We start from the raw sequence: 14,326 nt of genomic DNA on the forward strand, positions 1-14,326 counted from the left end.
CTTGTCAGTTGCCTTGATCTCGACGGCTGCTGACTTCTTCCGGGACCGCCTCCTTGGACATACGCTTGCGGAAAAGCGCTGCCCTTGCCAATAGCAGCGTGGTGACCGGTACGGTGATAGACAGCAGAATCGGGATAAGCCAGGCATGCAGCACTGGGCTCTGCTTGAGCCACGAAAAGTAGAGGATCGAAGCCAATGCCACGCACCAGGCGCCGATGGTTGAGGCCAATGCGGGTGGGTGCATGCGCTGGAAGTAGTCCTTGAGGCGCAGCAAACCGATGGCGCCAATCAGTGCAAACAGGCTGCCGATCAATAGCAGGGCAGCAGTGGCAAGTTCAAGCCAAAGTGGCAGCACAAGTGCTTCATTCATTCGATCACCTCGCCACGCAGCAGGAATTTGGCCAGGGCAAACGAGCCGACAAAACCGAATAGGGCAATCAGCAGGGCACCTTCGAAGTACGTGTCACTGGCATAGCGAATGCCCAGTACCAGCATCATCAGCATGCCCAGGATGTAGAGGTAGTCCAGTGCCAGTACTCGGTCCTGAGCGGAAGGGCCGAGGAACAGCCGAATTAGCGCCAGGCCCATCGCCAGAGCAAAGATGAACAGGCTGGCGAGGACTGCGTTGGCGAGCAGGCCTGTCATTCGAAGATCTCCATCAGCGGGTGCTCGTAAGTGTGTTTGAAGTGCTCGATGAAGGCCGCCTCATCCTGCAGGTCGAATACATGCAGCAAGAGTACGCTGCGGTCCAGAGCCAATTCTGACCAGACCGTGCCGGGGACCACGGTGGTGATCATCGATAGCGCAGCAAGGCCGTGGGCGTCGCGCAGGTCCAGGGGGATGTGCACAAAGGCCGAACGTGGAGGCCTTTGGCTGGCGCGCAACACGCCAATCGCCACGTGAAAATTGGACTGGATGACATCGATTCCCACTCGGCCAATTAACCGTGCCACCACCAGCGGCCGGCGCACATGGGCATGTTGCGGGCGCAAGGGGGCCATCAGCACAGGGGCGAAGATGGCGAGCGCGGCGGCGAGCAACAGGTTGCCGGGGCTGATTGATAAGTTCATTAGCAGCCATAGCACAAACAGCGCAATGGACAGCAATGGCGCGGGGAATAGCCGCTTCATCGCTGCACCTCCACGTCCAGCGTGGTAGGCCCTGGAATGGGACGCGCAGACATCACGGCCTTGATGTAGGTATCAGGCGATTGCAGGCTGGCGGCGGTATCCTGGGTGTAACGCAGCAACGGTTCGGCCCTGAAACTGAGAATGATGCACAGCCCGAGCAGAATGACGATGGGCAGGCATTCATAGCGACGCAACAGAGGTGAAGGACGCTCTTCAGGCTTCCAGAAACGCAGGATGCCCACTCGCCCGAAAGCAATCAGTGATGCCATGCCCGAGAGAACAAGCAGAGTAACCAGCGCCCAGCCGGCAATGGACAAGGGTTGCTCAGCTGGCACGCCCAGCCCAAGCGGGTTGAACAGCGCGCTGATCAGGTTCAGCTTGCCGACGAAGCCCGACAGCGGTGGCATGCCGATGATCAGTAGCGCACAAGCAATGAAGCTGAGGCCAAGGAAGGCCATGGTCCAGGGAATGATCTGGCCGATCACGGCTTTTTGCTCATCGTCGAGGTTGGTGCCTTTGGGTGGGTGCAGCGATTCGAGTGGCGAAGGTATGGGCTCTTCTTCATCGTCCAGCGGCGCTTCGTTGGCCGAGCGTGAGCGCTCGACCAGTTCGGCGAGCAGGAACAGCGCGCAGAGTGCCAGGGTCGAATTCACCAGGTAGAACAGCGCGGCGCCGGTCAATGCCGGTTGGGCAAACCCGACCGCGCCGAGCAACGTGCCTGCGGAAACCAGGATGCTCAGCGCGGCCATGCGCTCCAGGCGTTGCGCGGCCAGTATCGATACGGCTGCCAACGCCAGGGTGACCAGGCCACCGTAGATCAGCCATTGACCGCCAAAGTGTGCCGAAGCGCCAGCCTGGCCCGAGAATAGCAGGGTCCATAGACGCAGCACGGCATACAGGCCGACCTTGGTCATGATGGCGAACAAAGCAGCCACTGGCGCACTGGCGGAGGCATAGGCCGGGACCAGCCAGAAGTTCAGCGGCCAGATGCCGGCCTTGGCCAGAAACGCTATTGCCAGGATCGCCGCCCCAGCGTGCAGCAGACCGCGGTCGGCTTCGGGAACCAATGGGACTTTCAGTGCCAGGTCAGCCATGTTCAGCGTGCCGGTCACACCGTAAAGCATTGCCGCGCCCACTAGAAAAAGCGACGAGGCGAACAGGTTGATGGCGATGTAGTGCAGCCCGGCGCGCACCCGTGCCCGCCCCGACCCATGCAGCAGCAGGCCGTAGGAAGCGGCCAGCAGTACTTCGAAGAAGACGAACAGGTTGAACAGATCGGCCGTCAGGAAGGCGCCATAGAGGCCCATCAGTTGGATCTGGAACAATGCATGGAAGCTGGCACCTGCGCTGTCCCACCGGGCGCGAGCGAACAGCAGGGCGCTGATACCGATGACCCCGGTCAGGGTCAGCAGCAGTGCCGAGAGGTGGTCCAGAACCAATACGATACCGAACGGCGCGGGCCAGTTGCCGGGCAGGTAGACGCCAATGGATTCGGCCTGGCCCTGGGTGCGCACCCATAGCAGCAGACTGACGGCGATGGCCAAGCCGCCGAAGGTCGACAGCAGGTTGAGGCGTGCTTTGATCTGCCGATGCTTCTCGCCCAGCAGCAGCATCACCGCTGCAGTCACCAGGGGTAGCAGGATGGGGGCGACGATCAGTTGGCTCATCACACTCATTCGTCACGCTCCCGGCCATCCACGTGGTCGGTGCCGGTCAGGCCGCGCGATGCCAGCAGTACCACCAGGAACAAGGCCGTCATGGCGAAGCTGATGACGATAGCGGTGAGCACCAGCGCCTGGGGCAGCGGGTCGGTGTAATGCAGCAGGTCCTGGGTCACGCCATCCTTGATGATCGGCTCCTTGCCGATGAACAGGCTGCCCATGCTGAAAATGAACAAGTTGACCCCATACGACAGCAGGCACAGGCCCATGATCACCTGGTAGGTTCGTGGGCGCAGGATCAGCCACACGCCGGAGGCGGCCAATACCCCAATGGCGACTGCAATGACTTCTTCCATCAGGCGGCTCCTGCTTGGCTGGATTTCGACGAACTGCCCGGACGATAGGCGCGTACCGACTGGTGCGCCAGGGCGGTGAGAATCAGCAGGGTCGAGCCGACCACCACGGTGTACACGCCGATATCGAAGAACAATGCGCTGGCCACGTGCAGGTCGCCAAGCAACGGCAGGTGCAGGTGGGCGGTATGGGTGGTGAGGAATGGGTAGCCCAGCAGCATGGCGCCTGCCCCCGTCAGGGTTGCGCACAGCAGGCCGGTGCCCATCCAACGCAGCGGCCTCAGGCTCATCTGCGCCTCGACCCATTGGGTGCCGGCAACCATGTACTGGAGTATGAAGGCCACGGACATCACCAGGCCTGCGACAAAGCCGCCGCCGGGCTGGTTGTGGCCGCGCATGAACAAGTACATCGAGACCAGTACTGCGATTGGCAGAAGCAGGCGCACCAACACGGCAGGCACCATCATGAAACCCAAGGCGGTGTCGGCGGCGTGGCGTGGGTTGATCAAGTCGGTGACCACGTCAGGTGCCAGCTGGCGTTGCTGGGCCGGCAGTTGCATGCTTTCTTTGGGTGGGCGGAAGCGGCGCAGCAGGGCGAATACGGTGAGGGCCACGGCCACCAGTACGGTAATTTCGCCTAGCGTGTCGAAGCCGCGGAAATCCACCAGCATCACGTTGACCACATTGGTCCCTCCGCCCTGAGGCAGGGCCCGGCTCAGGTAGAAGGACGAGATGTCATTCGGCGTTGGCCGTGTCAGCATGGCGTAGGACAGCAACGCCATGCCGCCGCCGACCAGAACTGCCAGCAAGAGGTCGCGCAGGCGGCGCACACGGGCGCGGTCGAGGCTGCCGGGCAGCGGTGAGACGCCTTCGATTCGCCGCGGCAGCCATCGCAGCCCGAGCAGGATCAGCACCGTGGTGACCACTTCGACCACCAGCTGGGTCAGTGCCAGATCCGGGGCGGAAAACCAAACGAAGGTGATGCACGTCATAAGGCCGCAGACGCCGACCATGATCAACGCCGCCAAACGGTGGTACTTGGCCTGGTAGGCGGCGCCGACGGCGCAGGCGATTGCAATCAGCCAGAGCGCGACGAAGACCCCAGAGCCTGGGATTTTTGGCCGATCGCCCCAGCTCAATCCGCTGTACAGCAGTGGCGTCAGGCCAGCGAGGAAAGCCGCCAGCACCAGCATGAACAGCTGCGACTGCAGGCGGCGAGTGGTGAGCAGACCTTCAATGCGCCTGGCCAACAGCATCAAGCGCACCTGGCCATGCTCGAACAGCCGCTTACCATTGAAGCGCTCGATCAGTGGTGGGTAAGGGAACCGGCCAAGGCGCAGTTGGTTACGCAGCAGCAGGTAAAGCACGATACCGCCGCTCATGGCGACCAGGCTCATGATCAGCGGTGCGTTCCAGCCGTGCCAGATGGCCAGGCTGTATTCCGGTAGGGTGCCACCCACCACGGGTAGGGCAGCAGCTGCCAGCAACGGACCGACCGACTGGGCGGGGAAAATGCCCACCACCAGGCAAGTGAGTACCAGCAGCTCGACCGGCGCGCGCATCCAGCGTGGCGGCTCGTGCGGGGTGTGCGGCAGGTCTTGGGCGGTAGGGCCGAAGAACACGTCGACGGTGAAGCGCAGGGCATAGGCAACGCTGAAGGTGCCTGCGAGGGTGGCGATTACCGGCAGCGTAGCTTCGACCCAAGCGGTGGACGAAATGAATACGGTCTCGGCGAAGAACATTTCTTTGGACAAGAAGCCGTTCATCAGTGGCACACCGGCCATCGAGGCGCTGGCCACCATGGCCAGGGTTGCGGTGTAGGGGATCAGGCGGACCAGGCCGCTTAGGCGACGGATGTCGCGGGTGCCGCTTTCATGGTCGATAATGCCGGCAGCCATGAACAGCGATGCCTTGAAGGTGGCATGGTTGAGAATATGGAACACGGCGGCGACGGCGGCCAGGGAACTGTTCAATCCCAGCAGTAAAGTGATCAGGCCCAGATGGCTGATGGTGGAGTAGGCCAGCAAACCCTTGAGGTCATTCTGGAACATCGCCGCGAATGCGCCCAGCAGCAGGGTAATGGCGCCAGCACCGCCGACGATCCAGAACCACTCTTCGCTGCCCGATAGCACCGGCCATAGCCGCGCCATGAGGAATACCCCGGCCTTGACCATAGTCGCGGAGTGCAGATAAGCAGACACCGGAGTGGGTGCTGCCATGGCGTGGGGCAGCCAGAAATGGAAGGGGAACTGCGCGCTCTTGCTCAGAGCGCCGATCAGAATCAGCGGCAACAGCACCGGGTATAGCGCATGCTGGCGGACGGTTTCGCCGGCGGCCAGAACCTTGTCCAGGTCATAGCTGCCCACCACATGGCCCAGTAGCAATGCACCCACCAGCAGGCACAAGCCGCCGGCACCCGTGACCATCAACGCCATGTAGGCGCCGCGACGGGCATCGGCGCGGTGGTGCCAGTAGCCGATCAGCAGGAACGAGAACAAGCTGGTCAGTTCCCAGAAGAACACCAACTGCACAAGGTTGCCCGAGATCACCAGGCCAAGCATGGCCCCCATGAAAGCCAGGAAAAAGGCGAAGAAGCGCGGCACCGGGTCTTGTGGCGACATGTAGTAGCGCGCGTACAGCGACACCAAGGTGCCGATACCCAGCACCAGCAGCGAGAACAGCCAGGCGAAGCCATCCATGCGCAGGACCAGGTTCATGCCGAGGCTGGGCAGCCAGAGGAATTCCTCGCGGATCACACCGCCGTGGGCGATTTGAGGGTATAGCAGTGCTACCTGGACGGTGCCGACCAAGGCCACGAGTCCCGCCAGTATGGACTCGGCGTTACGTGCGTTGTGCGGCAGCACGGCTGCCAGGCAACTGCCCACGAATGGCAGAAGCAGTAGCACTATCAAGGACATAGCGTTCTATTCTGGAAAGGTTTGCCAAGGATCATACGTGCCAGGCAGTTGATCACCAACACGCAAGCTGTCGCAGAATCGTACAAACAGGGTGTTACAAGCTGTTTTTTTATAACAGTTTTTTACAAAGCATAGCCGCAATTGGCAATTCTACAGGCCGACTTCGCGCTCGCCCTGCACTTCAGGTTCTGCATCCGAAGCGCCTGTACGGCGGATTTTCAGCTCGCTGACAATCACCGCGATGACGATCAGCAGGCCGCCAATCAATGCCACCCCAGGCAAGCGCTCGCCGGCGACACGGCCAACGATCCCAGCCCATACGGGTTCCCCTGCGTAGATCAAGGTGGCGCGGGTTGGCGAAACCGACTTCTGCGCCCAGTTCATCGCAACCTGAATCACCGCGCTCATGGCGCCCAGGCCCAGTGCGCTGAGCACCAACAACCAGGAAAACTCGGGGATGCGCTCTTGGGTCGGCACGATCATCAGAAAAGACAGCAACGAGGCAGTCGCCAGTTGCACCACGGTGACGCGGCGCACGTCGACCTGGCCGGCAAAGCGGCTGATCAGGATGATTTCGGCGGCGATGGCAACCGCGCTTATCAACGTTACCACTTCGCCTTCGCTGAGATGCAGGCTGCCACCGTCGGGGCCGGCAAGTAGCATCAGGCCGAAGAATGCCAGGCAGATTCCCACGCTGGGCATCAGCCCCGGGCGACGGCCAAGCACCAACCACTGCAACAGTGGCACGAAAGGCACATAAAGCGCAGTAATGAAGGCTGACTGGCTGCTGCTGATGGTCTGCAGGCCCATGGTCTGCAAGCCGTAGCCGAGCATGATGGAGGCGCCGATCAGCACGCCGGCCTTCAGTTCGATGAGTGTCAGGCCCGACAGGGCGCGTGCCGAGACCATTGCAACGAACAACGCGGCGGCAGCGAATCGCAGGCCGACAAAAAACATCGGGCCACTCACAGTCATCACGTTGTGCACCAGCAGAAAGGTGCCCCCCCACAGCATGGTGATGAACACCAACACCATCTCGGCCTTGCTCAGGCGAAACGATAGGGCGGTCTGCGGGCTGCTAGTCGGTTGGCTCATGGTCTTGCGCACTCGGAGGGGGCGGCGCACAATCGCCGCAAAGTGGGCAGTATACTGCGCAACCTCCATAAGTGAGCAATATAGTGCACAAAAACTCCATGCACCGTGCCTCGGTGCTGCAGCATGTCAGTTTGAATGTTCGAAGCCTGCGTAATGCCGCGGGGTTGAGCCAGACTGCCTTGGCAGAGCGCTCGGGTGTCAGTCGGCGCATGCTGGTGGCGATTGAAGCCGGCGAGAAGAATGTCAGCCTGACCACGCTCGACCTGATCGCCGAAGCGTTGGGGGTAGCCTTCAGCACGTTGATCCAGGCACCTGACCAGCGCGACACCAGCCGCATCGACGAACTGGCCTGGGCAGGTGAGCATCCGCAGAGCAAGGCGGTACTGCTGGCCAGCAGCAGCGCGCGGCGAGAGGTGGAGATCTGGGAGTGGACCCTGGCACCCGGCGAATGCTACGCCAGCGAAGCCGATGCTGAAGGATGGCGCGAGCAGATTTATGTGGCTGAAGGGCAGCTGACATTGATCATCGAAGGGGTCGAGCATCGCCTTCAGGTTGGCCAGTTCCATGTGTTTCCCAGCAACTGCCGCTACGCCTACCGAAATGACGGCGCTGTGCCTTCGCGTTTTGTACGCAATGTGGTGATTTGATTTGTCGGTTTTCAGCGTATTCAGGGTAGATGTGGCCCTGGTCCCTCATCAGCCAGATGATCCAGCTTGTTGCGAAGCGGACACTCCTTCAGCGACATGCAACCGCAGCCAATACAGCCGTCCAGTTGATCGCGTAGGCGAATCATCTCGTCTATGCGTCGGTCGAGGTCTGCACGCCAACCTTCCGACAATCGTTGCCAGTCCTCGGCGGTAGGAATGTGGTCGTTGGGCAGTGCCGACAAGGCCGTGGCGATATCGGCCAATGGGATGCCCAGGCGCTGCGCCATTTTGATCACGGCCACCCGACGCAGCATCGCTCGCGGGTAACGGCGCTGATTACCTGTGTTGCGCAGGCTGTGGATGAGCCCCTTGGTTTCATAGAAGTGCAGGGCGGTCACCGCCACGCCGCTGCGTGTGGCCAGTTGGCCGACACTGAGCAGTTTGTCCGGAGCGGCCGTTGTTGATGCGGGCATGGGAAAAAGCTCTTGACCTTGAGTTAACTGGAGGTTTTACCCTGCAGTCCATCGCACTGCAAGCGCCCGGAGCAAGGAGACTGTTCATGACTGCCACGCCGCATTCCCTGTGGTTCACCCAGATGATCGAATATGAGGTACCTGTCTCGCGCCAGGCAGCCCTGGCTCATGCGTTGGTACTGCGCAGCGAAGAACTGGCCACGCGTTGCGCGGGCCTGCAAGGGGTCAGTATCCAAGCCAGTGACGACGGCAGCAGGGTATTGCAGTACTTGCAGTGGCAGTCGCGCCAGGCCTGGGCAGCCGCAGCAGAGCGCTTTGTCGAAGAACCGTTTCTCGATCTGGTGCGCGGACACCACGCGCGCAGCGTCAATTTTGCCGCTTATCAGGCCCTGCGCAGCCTGGTACGCGCGGCCGACGGCGGCTTGCACTGCCAGGTCGGTGAGCCTCAGGCATACCAGGGCGCGTAGTGCGGGTAGCGATCCAGGCGGGCACCGACCACCATTTCGCTGATCCACGACGCCAGTATTGAACTGTAAGCTTTTTGGCTTTGCTCGCTGGAAAGCGCGTGGTCGGCACCATCGACAATGCGGTGGGTGAGCGAATGCGCGCTGACAAAAGCTGAGCGATAGCTCATCAACGTGGTATGCGGTACATAGTCGTCCTGCTCTGACTCCACCAGCAGGACGTCGCCGGCGAACTCCGCGCAGGCGGCCAGTGCGCGGTTGTCGGCTGGGCCGAGCAGGCGCTGGCGGTATGCGTTCAGGCGCTGACGGTCGAGGGTTTGCTTAGGCGTGTCCCATTCGTCGTCCCAGTACATCGCCGGTACTCGCAATGCCAGCCATTTCACCGGGCGTTGGAGGGTGAGTAATGTGGCCAGGTAGCCACCGTAGCTGCTGCCGATGATGGCGATCGCGCTGCTGTCCACTGCAGGGTGGTTGACCAGGCGGTCGTAAGCAGCCAGCAGGTCCTTTAGATTCTGCTCCCGAGTGACTGTGAGCCGTTGACTTTCGGTTTTTTCGTGGCCGCGCAAGTCGAAGGTCATGCACACGCAGCCCAAACCAGTGATATGACGGGCCCGAGCCAGGTCGCGTTGCTGGCTTCCGCCCCAGCCATGCACGAATAAAATCCCGGGCATCTTGCTGCCGGGGCTGACCAGGGTGCCGACGATGCTGTCGTTTTCAACCTGCAGCTCTATGGTTTCACTCTGAATGGTCATGCTCACGGATCCGCGCGAATTTGCTGAGTTGTCCGAGTTCACTGTCGTTTCCTTGGTAGAAGAGGGTGGCGTCAGTGGGAAGGTCGGGCGTACCGAACACTTCATGGGTGGAGGCACGTACCCGTTGCAGCGTCCGGTCTTCGGAAAAAGCCTGCAGTGCCAGCAATTCTGCGCTGCTTGCTCCGCCCAGTCGCCAGGACTGTTCGAGCACACCGCTGCGTAGATGGCCCTGCGCCGTGTTGCCGCGAGCGATGTCGTAGTTGCGTCGGGAGGCAATGAACCCTGGAAAGTGCCGTTCGGCTGCCTGTTCATAGGTCATGGCCTGGTTGATCGCCAGGCGCAGATGGTCTTCCAGCGGGAGCTGCAACAGGGCCTGGTAGTCGCCGCGTACCACGACCAGGTCGGAGCCACCGTAGACTTCGCTACCCTGATGGTCGTGGGTCAGTTGCTGGGTGCCGTGATAGCTGCAGGTCATACCGGCGACTCGGACCTGACCGACACTGAAGGTCTCTACGTCACTGAGGTCTTCTTCAAGCACCAACCCCCATAGCGACAGGTCATGGTCATCCATGTCCGCCAGCAGCGGTTCCAGCTCGTCCAGAGCCTTGATGACCCGTTGTCCGCGACCGGCGCAGGCCAAAACCGGTTTAACCCGCAGAGGGCCGTCATCCAGCAGTAGCTGGGCGGCGCGGCGGGCATCGGCTTTGCTGAACACCGTGTAGCCGCAGAGCAGGGCATTACTTGCCTGCAGGGCGAATGCATCGGTCCAGCCCGGTGGGAAGCTGGCATCGGCCGGCAGAGGATGTGAAATTGCCTTGGTGGCCATGTATGGATGGCTGACCAAACCGCCGAACAAGTCCTGCTCGGTGCAGATGCCCAGGGGGGCATGGCGATGCGGATCGATCAAGGTTTCAGTAGGCAGGTAATAGAAGTTGTCGGCTGCCCTGAGAGGGTGGCCGGGATGAACATAGGCGCAACCCAGTAACCCAGCCAGCCCACTGGCCAGCTTCACGTGCACGGCATGTTCATGCTCCGGGGTGTGCTTGCGGGTGTCGAGCAGCACGACACCGGTCTTGGCTTCGCAGGCGCTGGGCATGGGCATCTGCCTGTCGGCAATGAATGTACTGGTTGTGAAGCCCCGATAAGCGGGAAGTTCAGCTGGAGGTGATCGATGGTCTCTGGCTGGTTGTAGGAAGCGTCTCGATTGCAGGCGACGTGATGGGCATTGCATGCCGTAACTTGGCCGTTGCGATTGCAGGTCGGTGGTGGCTGTTCCATTATCGTGCCTCTGGATCAACCCAGTAGTGACCGCAGGAGTGCGCATGAACGTTCAGACCACCATCGAGCAGAGTGTTCCCGAGCGCCTGGCGCGCATGCGCGAGGTAATGGCCGGGAAGGGTGTCGATGCCTTGCTGGTGCCCTCGGCAGACCCTCACCTTTCCGAATACCTGCCGGGTTACTGGCAGGGGCGCCGGTGGCTATCTGGGTTTGATGGTTCGGTAGGTACGCTGGTGGTCACTGCTGACTTTGCTGGTTTGTGGGCTGACAGCCGTTATTGGGAGCAGGCCGACAGGGAGCTGGCGGGTAGTGGCATCGAGCTGATGAAGTTGCTGCCGGGCAAACCGGGAGCGCTTGAGTGGCTGGGCGATAACGTTCGGGCTGCCGGGACAGTATCGGTGGATGGCGCGGTCATGGCACTGGCTTCGGCGCGTCTGCTCGAGGAGCATTTGAAAGCGCGCGAGATCCGCTTGCGCACTGATCATGACTTGCTGGCAGAAGTATGGGACGGGCGCCCGGCGCTACCGAGTAATCCTGTTTATCAACACTTGCCGCCTCATGCCACCGTCAGCCGGGCCGAGAAGCTTGCCCTTTTGCGTAAAACCCTGGCGGAGAAGGGGGCGGACTGGCACTTCATTGCGACGCTGGATGACATTGCCTGGCTGTTCAACTTGCGCGGCAGTGACGTTTCCTACAATCCGGTGTTCGTATCCTTTGCTTTGATTAGCCAAAGCCAAGCGACCTTGTTCATCGGGGCTGAAAAGCTTGATAAGCAATTGCGCGATGTGTTGCAGGTCGACGGCATTGACGTGCGCGAGTACGCGGAGGTGGCCGAAGCACTGGCAGGCATTTCGGCTGGCAGTCGACTGCTGTTGGACCCTGCGCGGGTGACCTGCGGCCTGCTGGGGAACCTGGATGCCAAGGTCCAGTTGATCGAAGGGCTCAACCCGACCACGCTGAGCAAATCATGCAAGCGCGAAAACGAGCTGGTTCATATCCGGCAGGTCATGGAGCAGGATGGTGCTGCCCTGTGCGAATTCTTCGCCTGGTTTGAGGCCCAGCAGGGCAAGGAGGTCATCACCGAGCTCACCATCGATGAGCAGTTGAGTGCGGCCCGCGCGCGCCGGCCCGGCTTCGTGTCTCTTAGCTTTTCTACCATCGCAGCATTCAACGGCAACGGTGCGATGCCCCATTACCGCGCCACGGAGCAATCCCATGCAGTGATCGAGGGCGACGGTTTGCTGTTGATCGACTCGGGTGGGCAGTATCTGGGCGGTACCACCGACATTACGCGAATGGTTCCGGTAGGTACCCCGACACTCGAGCAGAAACAGGATTGCACCCGTGTACTCAAGGGCATGATCGCGCTGTCACGCGCTACGTTCCCCCGCGGCATACTTTCACCGCTGCTCGACGCTATCGCACGGGCGCCGATATGGGCGGACCAGGTCGACTATGGTCATGGTACCGGTCACGGCGTCGGTTACTTCATGAATGTGCACGAAGGTCCACAGGTCATTGCTTACCAGGCTGCAACCACCCCTCAGACCGCCATGCAGGCGGGGATGATCAGTTCGATCGAACCAGGCACTTATCGACCAGGCGCTTGGGGCGTGCGTATAGAGAACCTGGTGGTCAATCGTGAGTTGGGCAAGACGGGCTTTGGCGACTTCCTCAATTTCGAGACACTGACACTGTGCCCAATAGATACCCGATGCCTGATTGCAGACTTGCTGACGAAGGAAGAGCGGGATTGGCTTGACCGCTATCATGCATCGGTAAGGCAACGCCTTGCACCATTGCTGACGGGCGATGCCCTGGCCTGGCTCGAATCCCGCACAACATCGCTGTGATGGCCCCAGATAGGAGGGTATGAAAAAGGGCAGCTCACGGGCTGCCCTTTTCATTTACTTGCAGATGACGATCATGCTGCGGCTGGTATAGCCGGCCGGGTTGATGCCGAACAGGTAATCACCTGGTTCTTCGTCGGTGTCTCCGGAACGTGCGATCACTTTGTAGCCGCGCTTGCTGCAGGATGTGGCAGCTTTGCCGTAGCACTTGTCCCACGACGACGAGAGGCCGGAGCAATTGATGTGCAGGCCCTTTTTCCCCTGTTTGACCTCGGTCTTGGCCGTCGCGGCACATCCAGCAATGGCCAAGACGCCCAGGATGAGCAAGATACGTTTCATTCCTGTCCTTAAATGCAGGGCTGATCAGTTGTCAGACCCTGTCGTTATCGCTTCGGTTCTTCCTGAAATTTCCCCAGCGTCCGTGTTCGCACAAGTAGATAGCTAAAAGATGATGATTTTGAGACAGCTTAATCAGCGGCGCGTGTCGCGACAATGGTAAATGTTGTCTCAAATGAAACTATTTCTCAAATCAGTCGGCCGCTACAGGAGGATTCGTTTCCTTGCGCATGGACAGCGTGGCGCCCACGGACGCGGCGATGATGGCGAGAATTGCCAGCCATTGAGTCACGCTCAGCAGCTCCCCCAGAAATAATAGGCCGGACAGGGCGCCAATGGCGGGTTCGATACTCATTAATGTTCCGAATGTACGCGCTGGCATCCGCGTCAAGGCGACCATCTCCAGGCTATAAGGCAGGGCGGTCGAGAGAATGGCCACGCCCAGGGCCAGCGGTATGACCGAAGGTGTCAGCAGTGCGCTGCCCGCATGCACGATCCCGATCGGCGCGACGAAGATAGCTGCGACCACAACGCCCAATGCGGCGCTCTGAATGCCATGCTCCGCGCCAGCACGCTGGCCAAACAGGATATACAGAGCCCAGCACACGCCAGCACCGAGCGCGTACGCGGCCCCCATCAGGTCGAGTGGCTGACCACTATGCCCGACGGGTAGTAGCAACAAAAGGCCCGCAACTGCCAGGGCAATCCACAGGAAGTCGATAGCGCGCCGCGAGGCAAAAAGCGCCACCGCCAGTGGACCGGTGAACTCCAGGGCTACTGCAATCCCCAGCGGCGTGGTTTGCAGCGCCATATAAAAGAGGAAATTCATGCCGCCCAGCGCCATGCCATAGATGATCACATTGCGCAGCGTGCTGGCGGTCATGCGTACGCGCCATGGACGCAGTATCAGCAGCATGATGATGCTGGCGAAGATCAGGCGTAAGGTGGTGGTGCCTTGCGCGCCAATGATGGGGAACATGCTTTTGGCCAATGAGGCGCCGGATTGAATGGATGCCATGGCAATAAGCAGCAGACCAATTGGAAAGAGCGTGACGGCCAGGCTGCGGGGCTGGGTGTTCATGTGTTGGCGGCGTTCCTGTAGAGGAGAGGCGGGTGTGCAATATAGTGCGCACTAGCGGCGCTGCGGTGCAAGCGGCTGATTTATTTTGCTTTTATGAAACTAAGCCTTGACGCGCTCTCGAATCCCCTTATAATGCGCCCCACTTCCAGCGACAACGGAACGAGAAACTCCTTGAGATTCAACGAGTTACTTAATTCTGGTGGTGCTGAAAGTGCTTCGGTCGTCTGATCGATAGCGGTTGAAAAGGTGGTTGACAGTGCTTCTAAACGCTGTAGAATTCGCCTCCCG

At 60.6% G+C, this 14,326-nt stretch carries 16 protein-coding genes; 3 read left to right on the plus strand and 13 right to left on the minus strand.

Features of this window, described 5'->3' with window-relative positions; genetic code table 11:
* Positions 1 to 4: 4 nt before the first annotated feature.
* The 7 genes from ACZ6YA_RS18425 to ACZ6YA_RS18455 all read right to left on the minus strand — a co-directional run bounded on the left by ACZ6YA_RS18425 (position 5) and on the right by ACZ6YA_RS18455 (position 7,157).
* Complete coding sequence (locus ACZ6YA_RS18425) at positions 5 to 370, minus strand: Na+/H+ antiporter subunit G (protein ID WP_465898522.1); 366 nt, start codon at positions 368 to 370, stop codon at positions 5 to 7.
* The gene (locus ACZ6YA_RS18430; protein ID WP_465898523.1) at positions 367 to 645 is read right to left on the minus strand and encodes a K+/H+ antiporter subunit F; all 279 of its coding nucleotides are present in this window, start codon (positions 643 to 645) and stop codon (positions 367 to 369) included. Before ACZ6YA_RS18430 ends, ACZ6YA_RS18425 begins: the two co-directional genes overlap by 4 nt.
* Complete coding sequence (locus tag ACZ6YA_RS18435) at positions 642 to 1,130, minus strand: Na+/H+ antiporter subunit E (protein WP_465898524.1); 489 nt, start codon at positions 1,128 to 1,130, stop codon at positions 642 to 644. The genes ACZ6YA_RS18430 and ACZ6YA_RS18435 overlap by 4 nt, the downstream gene beginning before the upstream one ends.
* Positions 1,127 to 2,806: a monovalent cation/H+ antiporter subunit D gene (locus ACZ6YA_RS18440; protein WP_465898525.1), complete on the minus strand. Its 1,680-nt coding sequence runs from the start codon at positions 2,804 to 2,806 to the stop codon at positions 1,127 to 1,129. The genes ACZ6YA_RS18435 and ACZ6YA_RS18440 overlap by 4 nt, the downstream gene beginning before the upstream one ends.
* A complete protein-coding gene (locus tag ACZ6YA_RS18445) occupies positions 2,803 to 3,147 on the minus strand; it encodes a Na+/H+ antiporter subunit C (RefSeq protein ID WP_003250128.1) in 345 nt (114 codons plus the stop codon). Before ACZ6YA_RS18445 ends, ACZ6YA_RS18440 begins: the two co-directional genes overlap by 4 nt.
* The gene (locus ACZ6YA_RS18450) at positions 3,147 to 6,062 is read right to left on the minus strand and encodes a monovalent cation/H+ antiporter subunit A (RefSeq protein ID WP_465898526.1); all 2,916 of its coding nucleotides are present in this window, start codon (positions 6,060 to 6,062) and stop codon (positions 3,147 to 3,149) included. Before ACZ6YA_RS18450 ends, ACZ6YA_RS18445 begins: the two co-directional genes overlap by 1 nt.
* Before the next feature lie 150 nt (positions 6,063 to 6,212).
* Complete coding sequence (locus ACZ6YA_RS18455) at positions 6,213 to 7,157, minus strand: DMT family transporter (RefSeq protein WP_465898527.1); 945 nt, start codon at positions 7,155 to 7,157, stop codon at positions 6,213 to 6,215.
* 83 nt (positions 7,158 to 7,240) lie between these two features.
* Here ACZ6YA_RS18455 and ACZ6YA_RS18460 point away from each other — a divergent pair, with 83 nt between their 5' ends.
* The gene (locus ACZ6YA_RS18460) at positions 7,241 to 7,804 is read left to right on the plus strand and encodes a helix-turn-helix domain-containing protein (protein ID WP_465898528.1); all 564 of its coding nucleotides are present in this window, start codon (positions 7,241 to 7,243) and stop codon (positions 7,802 to 7,804) included.
* Between the two features lie 20 nt (positions 7,805 to 7,824).
* On the opposite strand, the gene soxR is transcribed toward ACZ6YA_RS18460, so the two are convergent.
* Positions 7,825 to 8,277, minus strand: a complete 453-nt coding sequence (soxR, locus tag ACZ6YA_RS18465) for a redox-sensitive transcriptional activator SoxR (RefSeq protein WP_465898529.1) — start codon at positions 8,275 to 8,277, stop codon at positions 7,825 to 7,827.
* Between the two features lie 86 nt (positions 8,278 to 8,363).
* Between soxR and ACZ6YA_RS18470 the strand changes: the two genes are divergently transcribed.
* A complete protein-coding gene (locus ACZ6YA_RS18470; RefSeq protein WP_465898530.1) occupies positions 8,364 to 8,744 on the plus strand; it encodes an antibiotic biosynthesis monooxygenase in 381 nt (126 codons plus the stop codon).
* Here ACZ6YA_RS18470 and ACZ6YA_RS18475 read toward each other — a convergent pair.
* Together ACZ6YA_RS18475 and ACZ6YA_RS18480 are read right to left on the minus strand one after the other, a co-directional pair.
* Positions 8,723 to 9,493 (minus strand): alpha/beta hydrolase family protein, encoded by a 771-nt coding sequence (locus ACZ6YA_RS18475; protein WP_465898531.1) that lies wholly within the window; start codon positions 9,491 to 9,493, stop codon positions 8,723 to 8,725. The genes ACZ6YA_RS18470 and ACZ6YA_RS18475 overlap by 22 nt on opposite strands.
* Positions 9,477 to 10,595: a DUF3182 family protein gene (locus tag ACZ6YA_RS18480; RefSeq protein WP_465898532.1), complete on the minus strand. Its 1,119-nt coding sequence runs from the start codon at positions 10,593 to 10,595 to the stop codon at positions 9,477 to 9,479. Before ACZ6YA_RS18480 ends, ACZ6YA_RS18475 begins: the two co-directional genes overlap by 17 nt.
* Positions 10,596 to 10,815: 220 nt before the next feature.
* Between ACZ6YA_RS18480 and ACZ6YA_RS18485 the strand changes: the two genes are divergently transcribed.
* Complete coding sequence (locus ACZ6YA_RS18485; protein ID WP_465898533.1) at positions 10,816 to 12,624, plus strand: aminopeptidase P family protein; 1,809 nt, start codon at positions 10,816 to 10,818, stop codon at positions 12,622 to 12,624.
* A 54-nt stretch (positions 12,625 to 12,678) separates the two neighbouring features.
* On the opposite strand, the gene ACZ6YA_RS18490 is transcribed toward ACZ6YA_RS18485, so the two are convergent.
* From ACZ6YA_RS18490 to ACZ6YA_RS18500, 3 genes are all read right to left on the minus strand, one after another.
* Complete coding sequence (locus ACZ6YA_RS18490; RefSeq protein ID WP_465898534.1) at positions 12,679 to 12,960, minus strand: hypothetical protein; 282 nt, start codon at positions 12,958 to 12,960, stop codon at positions 12,679 to 12,681.
* A 190-nt stretch (positions 12,961 to 13,150) separates the two neighbouring features.
* On the minus strand, positions 13,151 to 14,038 hold the full coding sequence (gene rhtA / locus ACZ6YA_RS18495) for a threonine/homoserine exporter RhtA (protein WP_465898535.1): 888 nt from the start codon (positions 14,036 to 14,038) through the stop codon (positions 13,151 to 13,153).
* Between the two features lie 80 nt (positions 14,039 to 14,118).
* Positions 14,119 to 14,326 (minus strand): hypothetical protein (locus tag ACZ6YA_RS18500; protein ID WP_465898536.1); only part of this gene is annotated, 208 nt, incomplete at its 5' end.

This window comes from Pseudomonas sp. NPDC090752, from assembly GCF_055584805.1.

Bases quoted from the DNA above. Each gene is read 5' to 3' on its own strand.
- ACZ6YA_RS18425 (WP_465898522.1), bottom strand. From the start codon at position 370: ATGAATGAAGCACTTGTGCTGCCACTTTGGCTTGAACTTGCCACTGCT.
- ACZ6YA_RS18430 (WP_465898523.1), bottom strand. From the start codon at position 645: ATGACAGGCCTGCTCGCCAACGCAGTCCTCGCCAGCCTGTTCATCTTT.
- ACZ6YA_RS18435 (WP_465898524.1), bottom strand. From the start codon at position 1,130: ATGAAGCGGCTATTCCCCGCGCCATTGCTGTCCATTGCGCTGTTTGTG.
- ACZ6YA_RS18440 (WP_465898525.1), bottom strand. From the start codon at position 2,806: ATGAGTGTGATGAGCCAACTGATCGTCGCCCCCATCCTGCTACCCCTG.
- ACZ6YA_RS18445 (WP_003250128.1), bottom strand. From the start codon at position 3,147: ATGGAAGAAGTCATTGCAGTCGCCATTGGGGTATTGGCCGCCTCCGGC.
- ACZ6YA_RS18450 (WP_465898526.1), bottom strand. From the start codon at position 6,062: ATGTCCTTGATAGTGCTACTGCTTCTGCCATTCGTGGGCAGTTGCCTG.
- ACZ6YA_RS18455 (WP_465898527.1), bottom strand. From the start codon at position 7,157: ATGAGCCAACCGACTAGCAGCCCGCAGACCGCCCTATCGTTTCGCCTG.
- soxR (WP_465898529.1), bottom strand. From the start codon at position 8,277: ATGCCCGCATCAACAACGGCCGCTCCGGACAAACTGCTCAGTGTCGGC.
- ACZ6YA_RS18470 (WP_465898530.1), top strand. From the start codon at position 8,364: ATGACTGCCACGCCGCATTCCCTGTGGTTCACCCAGATGATCGAATAT.
- ACZ6YA_RS18475 (WP_465898531.1), bottom strand. From the start codon at position 9,493: ATGACCATTCAGAGTGAAACCATAGAGCTGCAGGTTGAAAACGACAGC.
- ACZ6YA_RS18480 (WP_465898532.1), bottom strand. From the start codon at position 10,595: ATGCCCATGCCCAGCGCCTGCGAAGCCAAGACCGGTGTCGTGCTGCTC.
- ACZ6YA_RS18485 (WP_465898533.1), top strand. From the start codon at position 10,816: ATGAACGTTCAGACCACCATCGAGCAGAGTGTTCCCGAGCGCCTGGCG.
- ACZ6YA_RS18490 (WP_465898534.1), bottom strand. From the start codon at position 12,960: ATGAAACGTATCTTGCTCATCCTGGGCGTCTTGGCCATTGCTGGATGT.
- rhtA (WP_465898535.1), bottom strand. From the start codon at position 14,038: ATGAACACCCAGCCCCGCAGCCTGGCCGTCACGCTCTTTCCAATTGGT.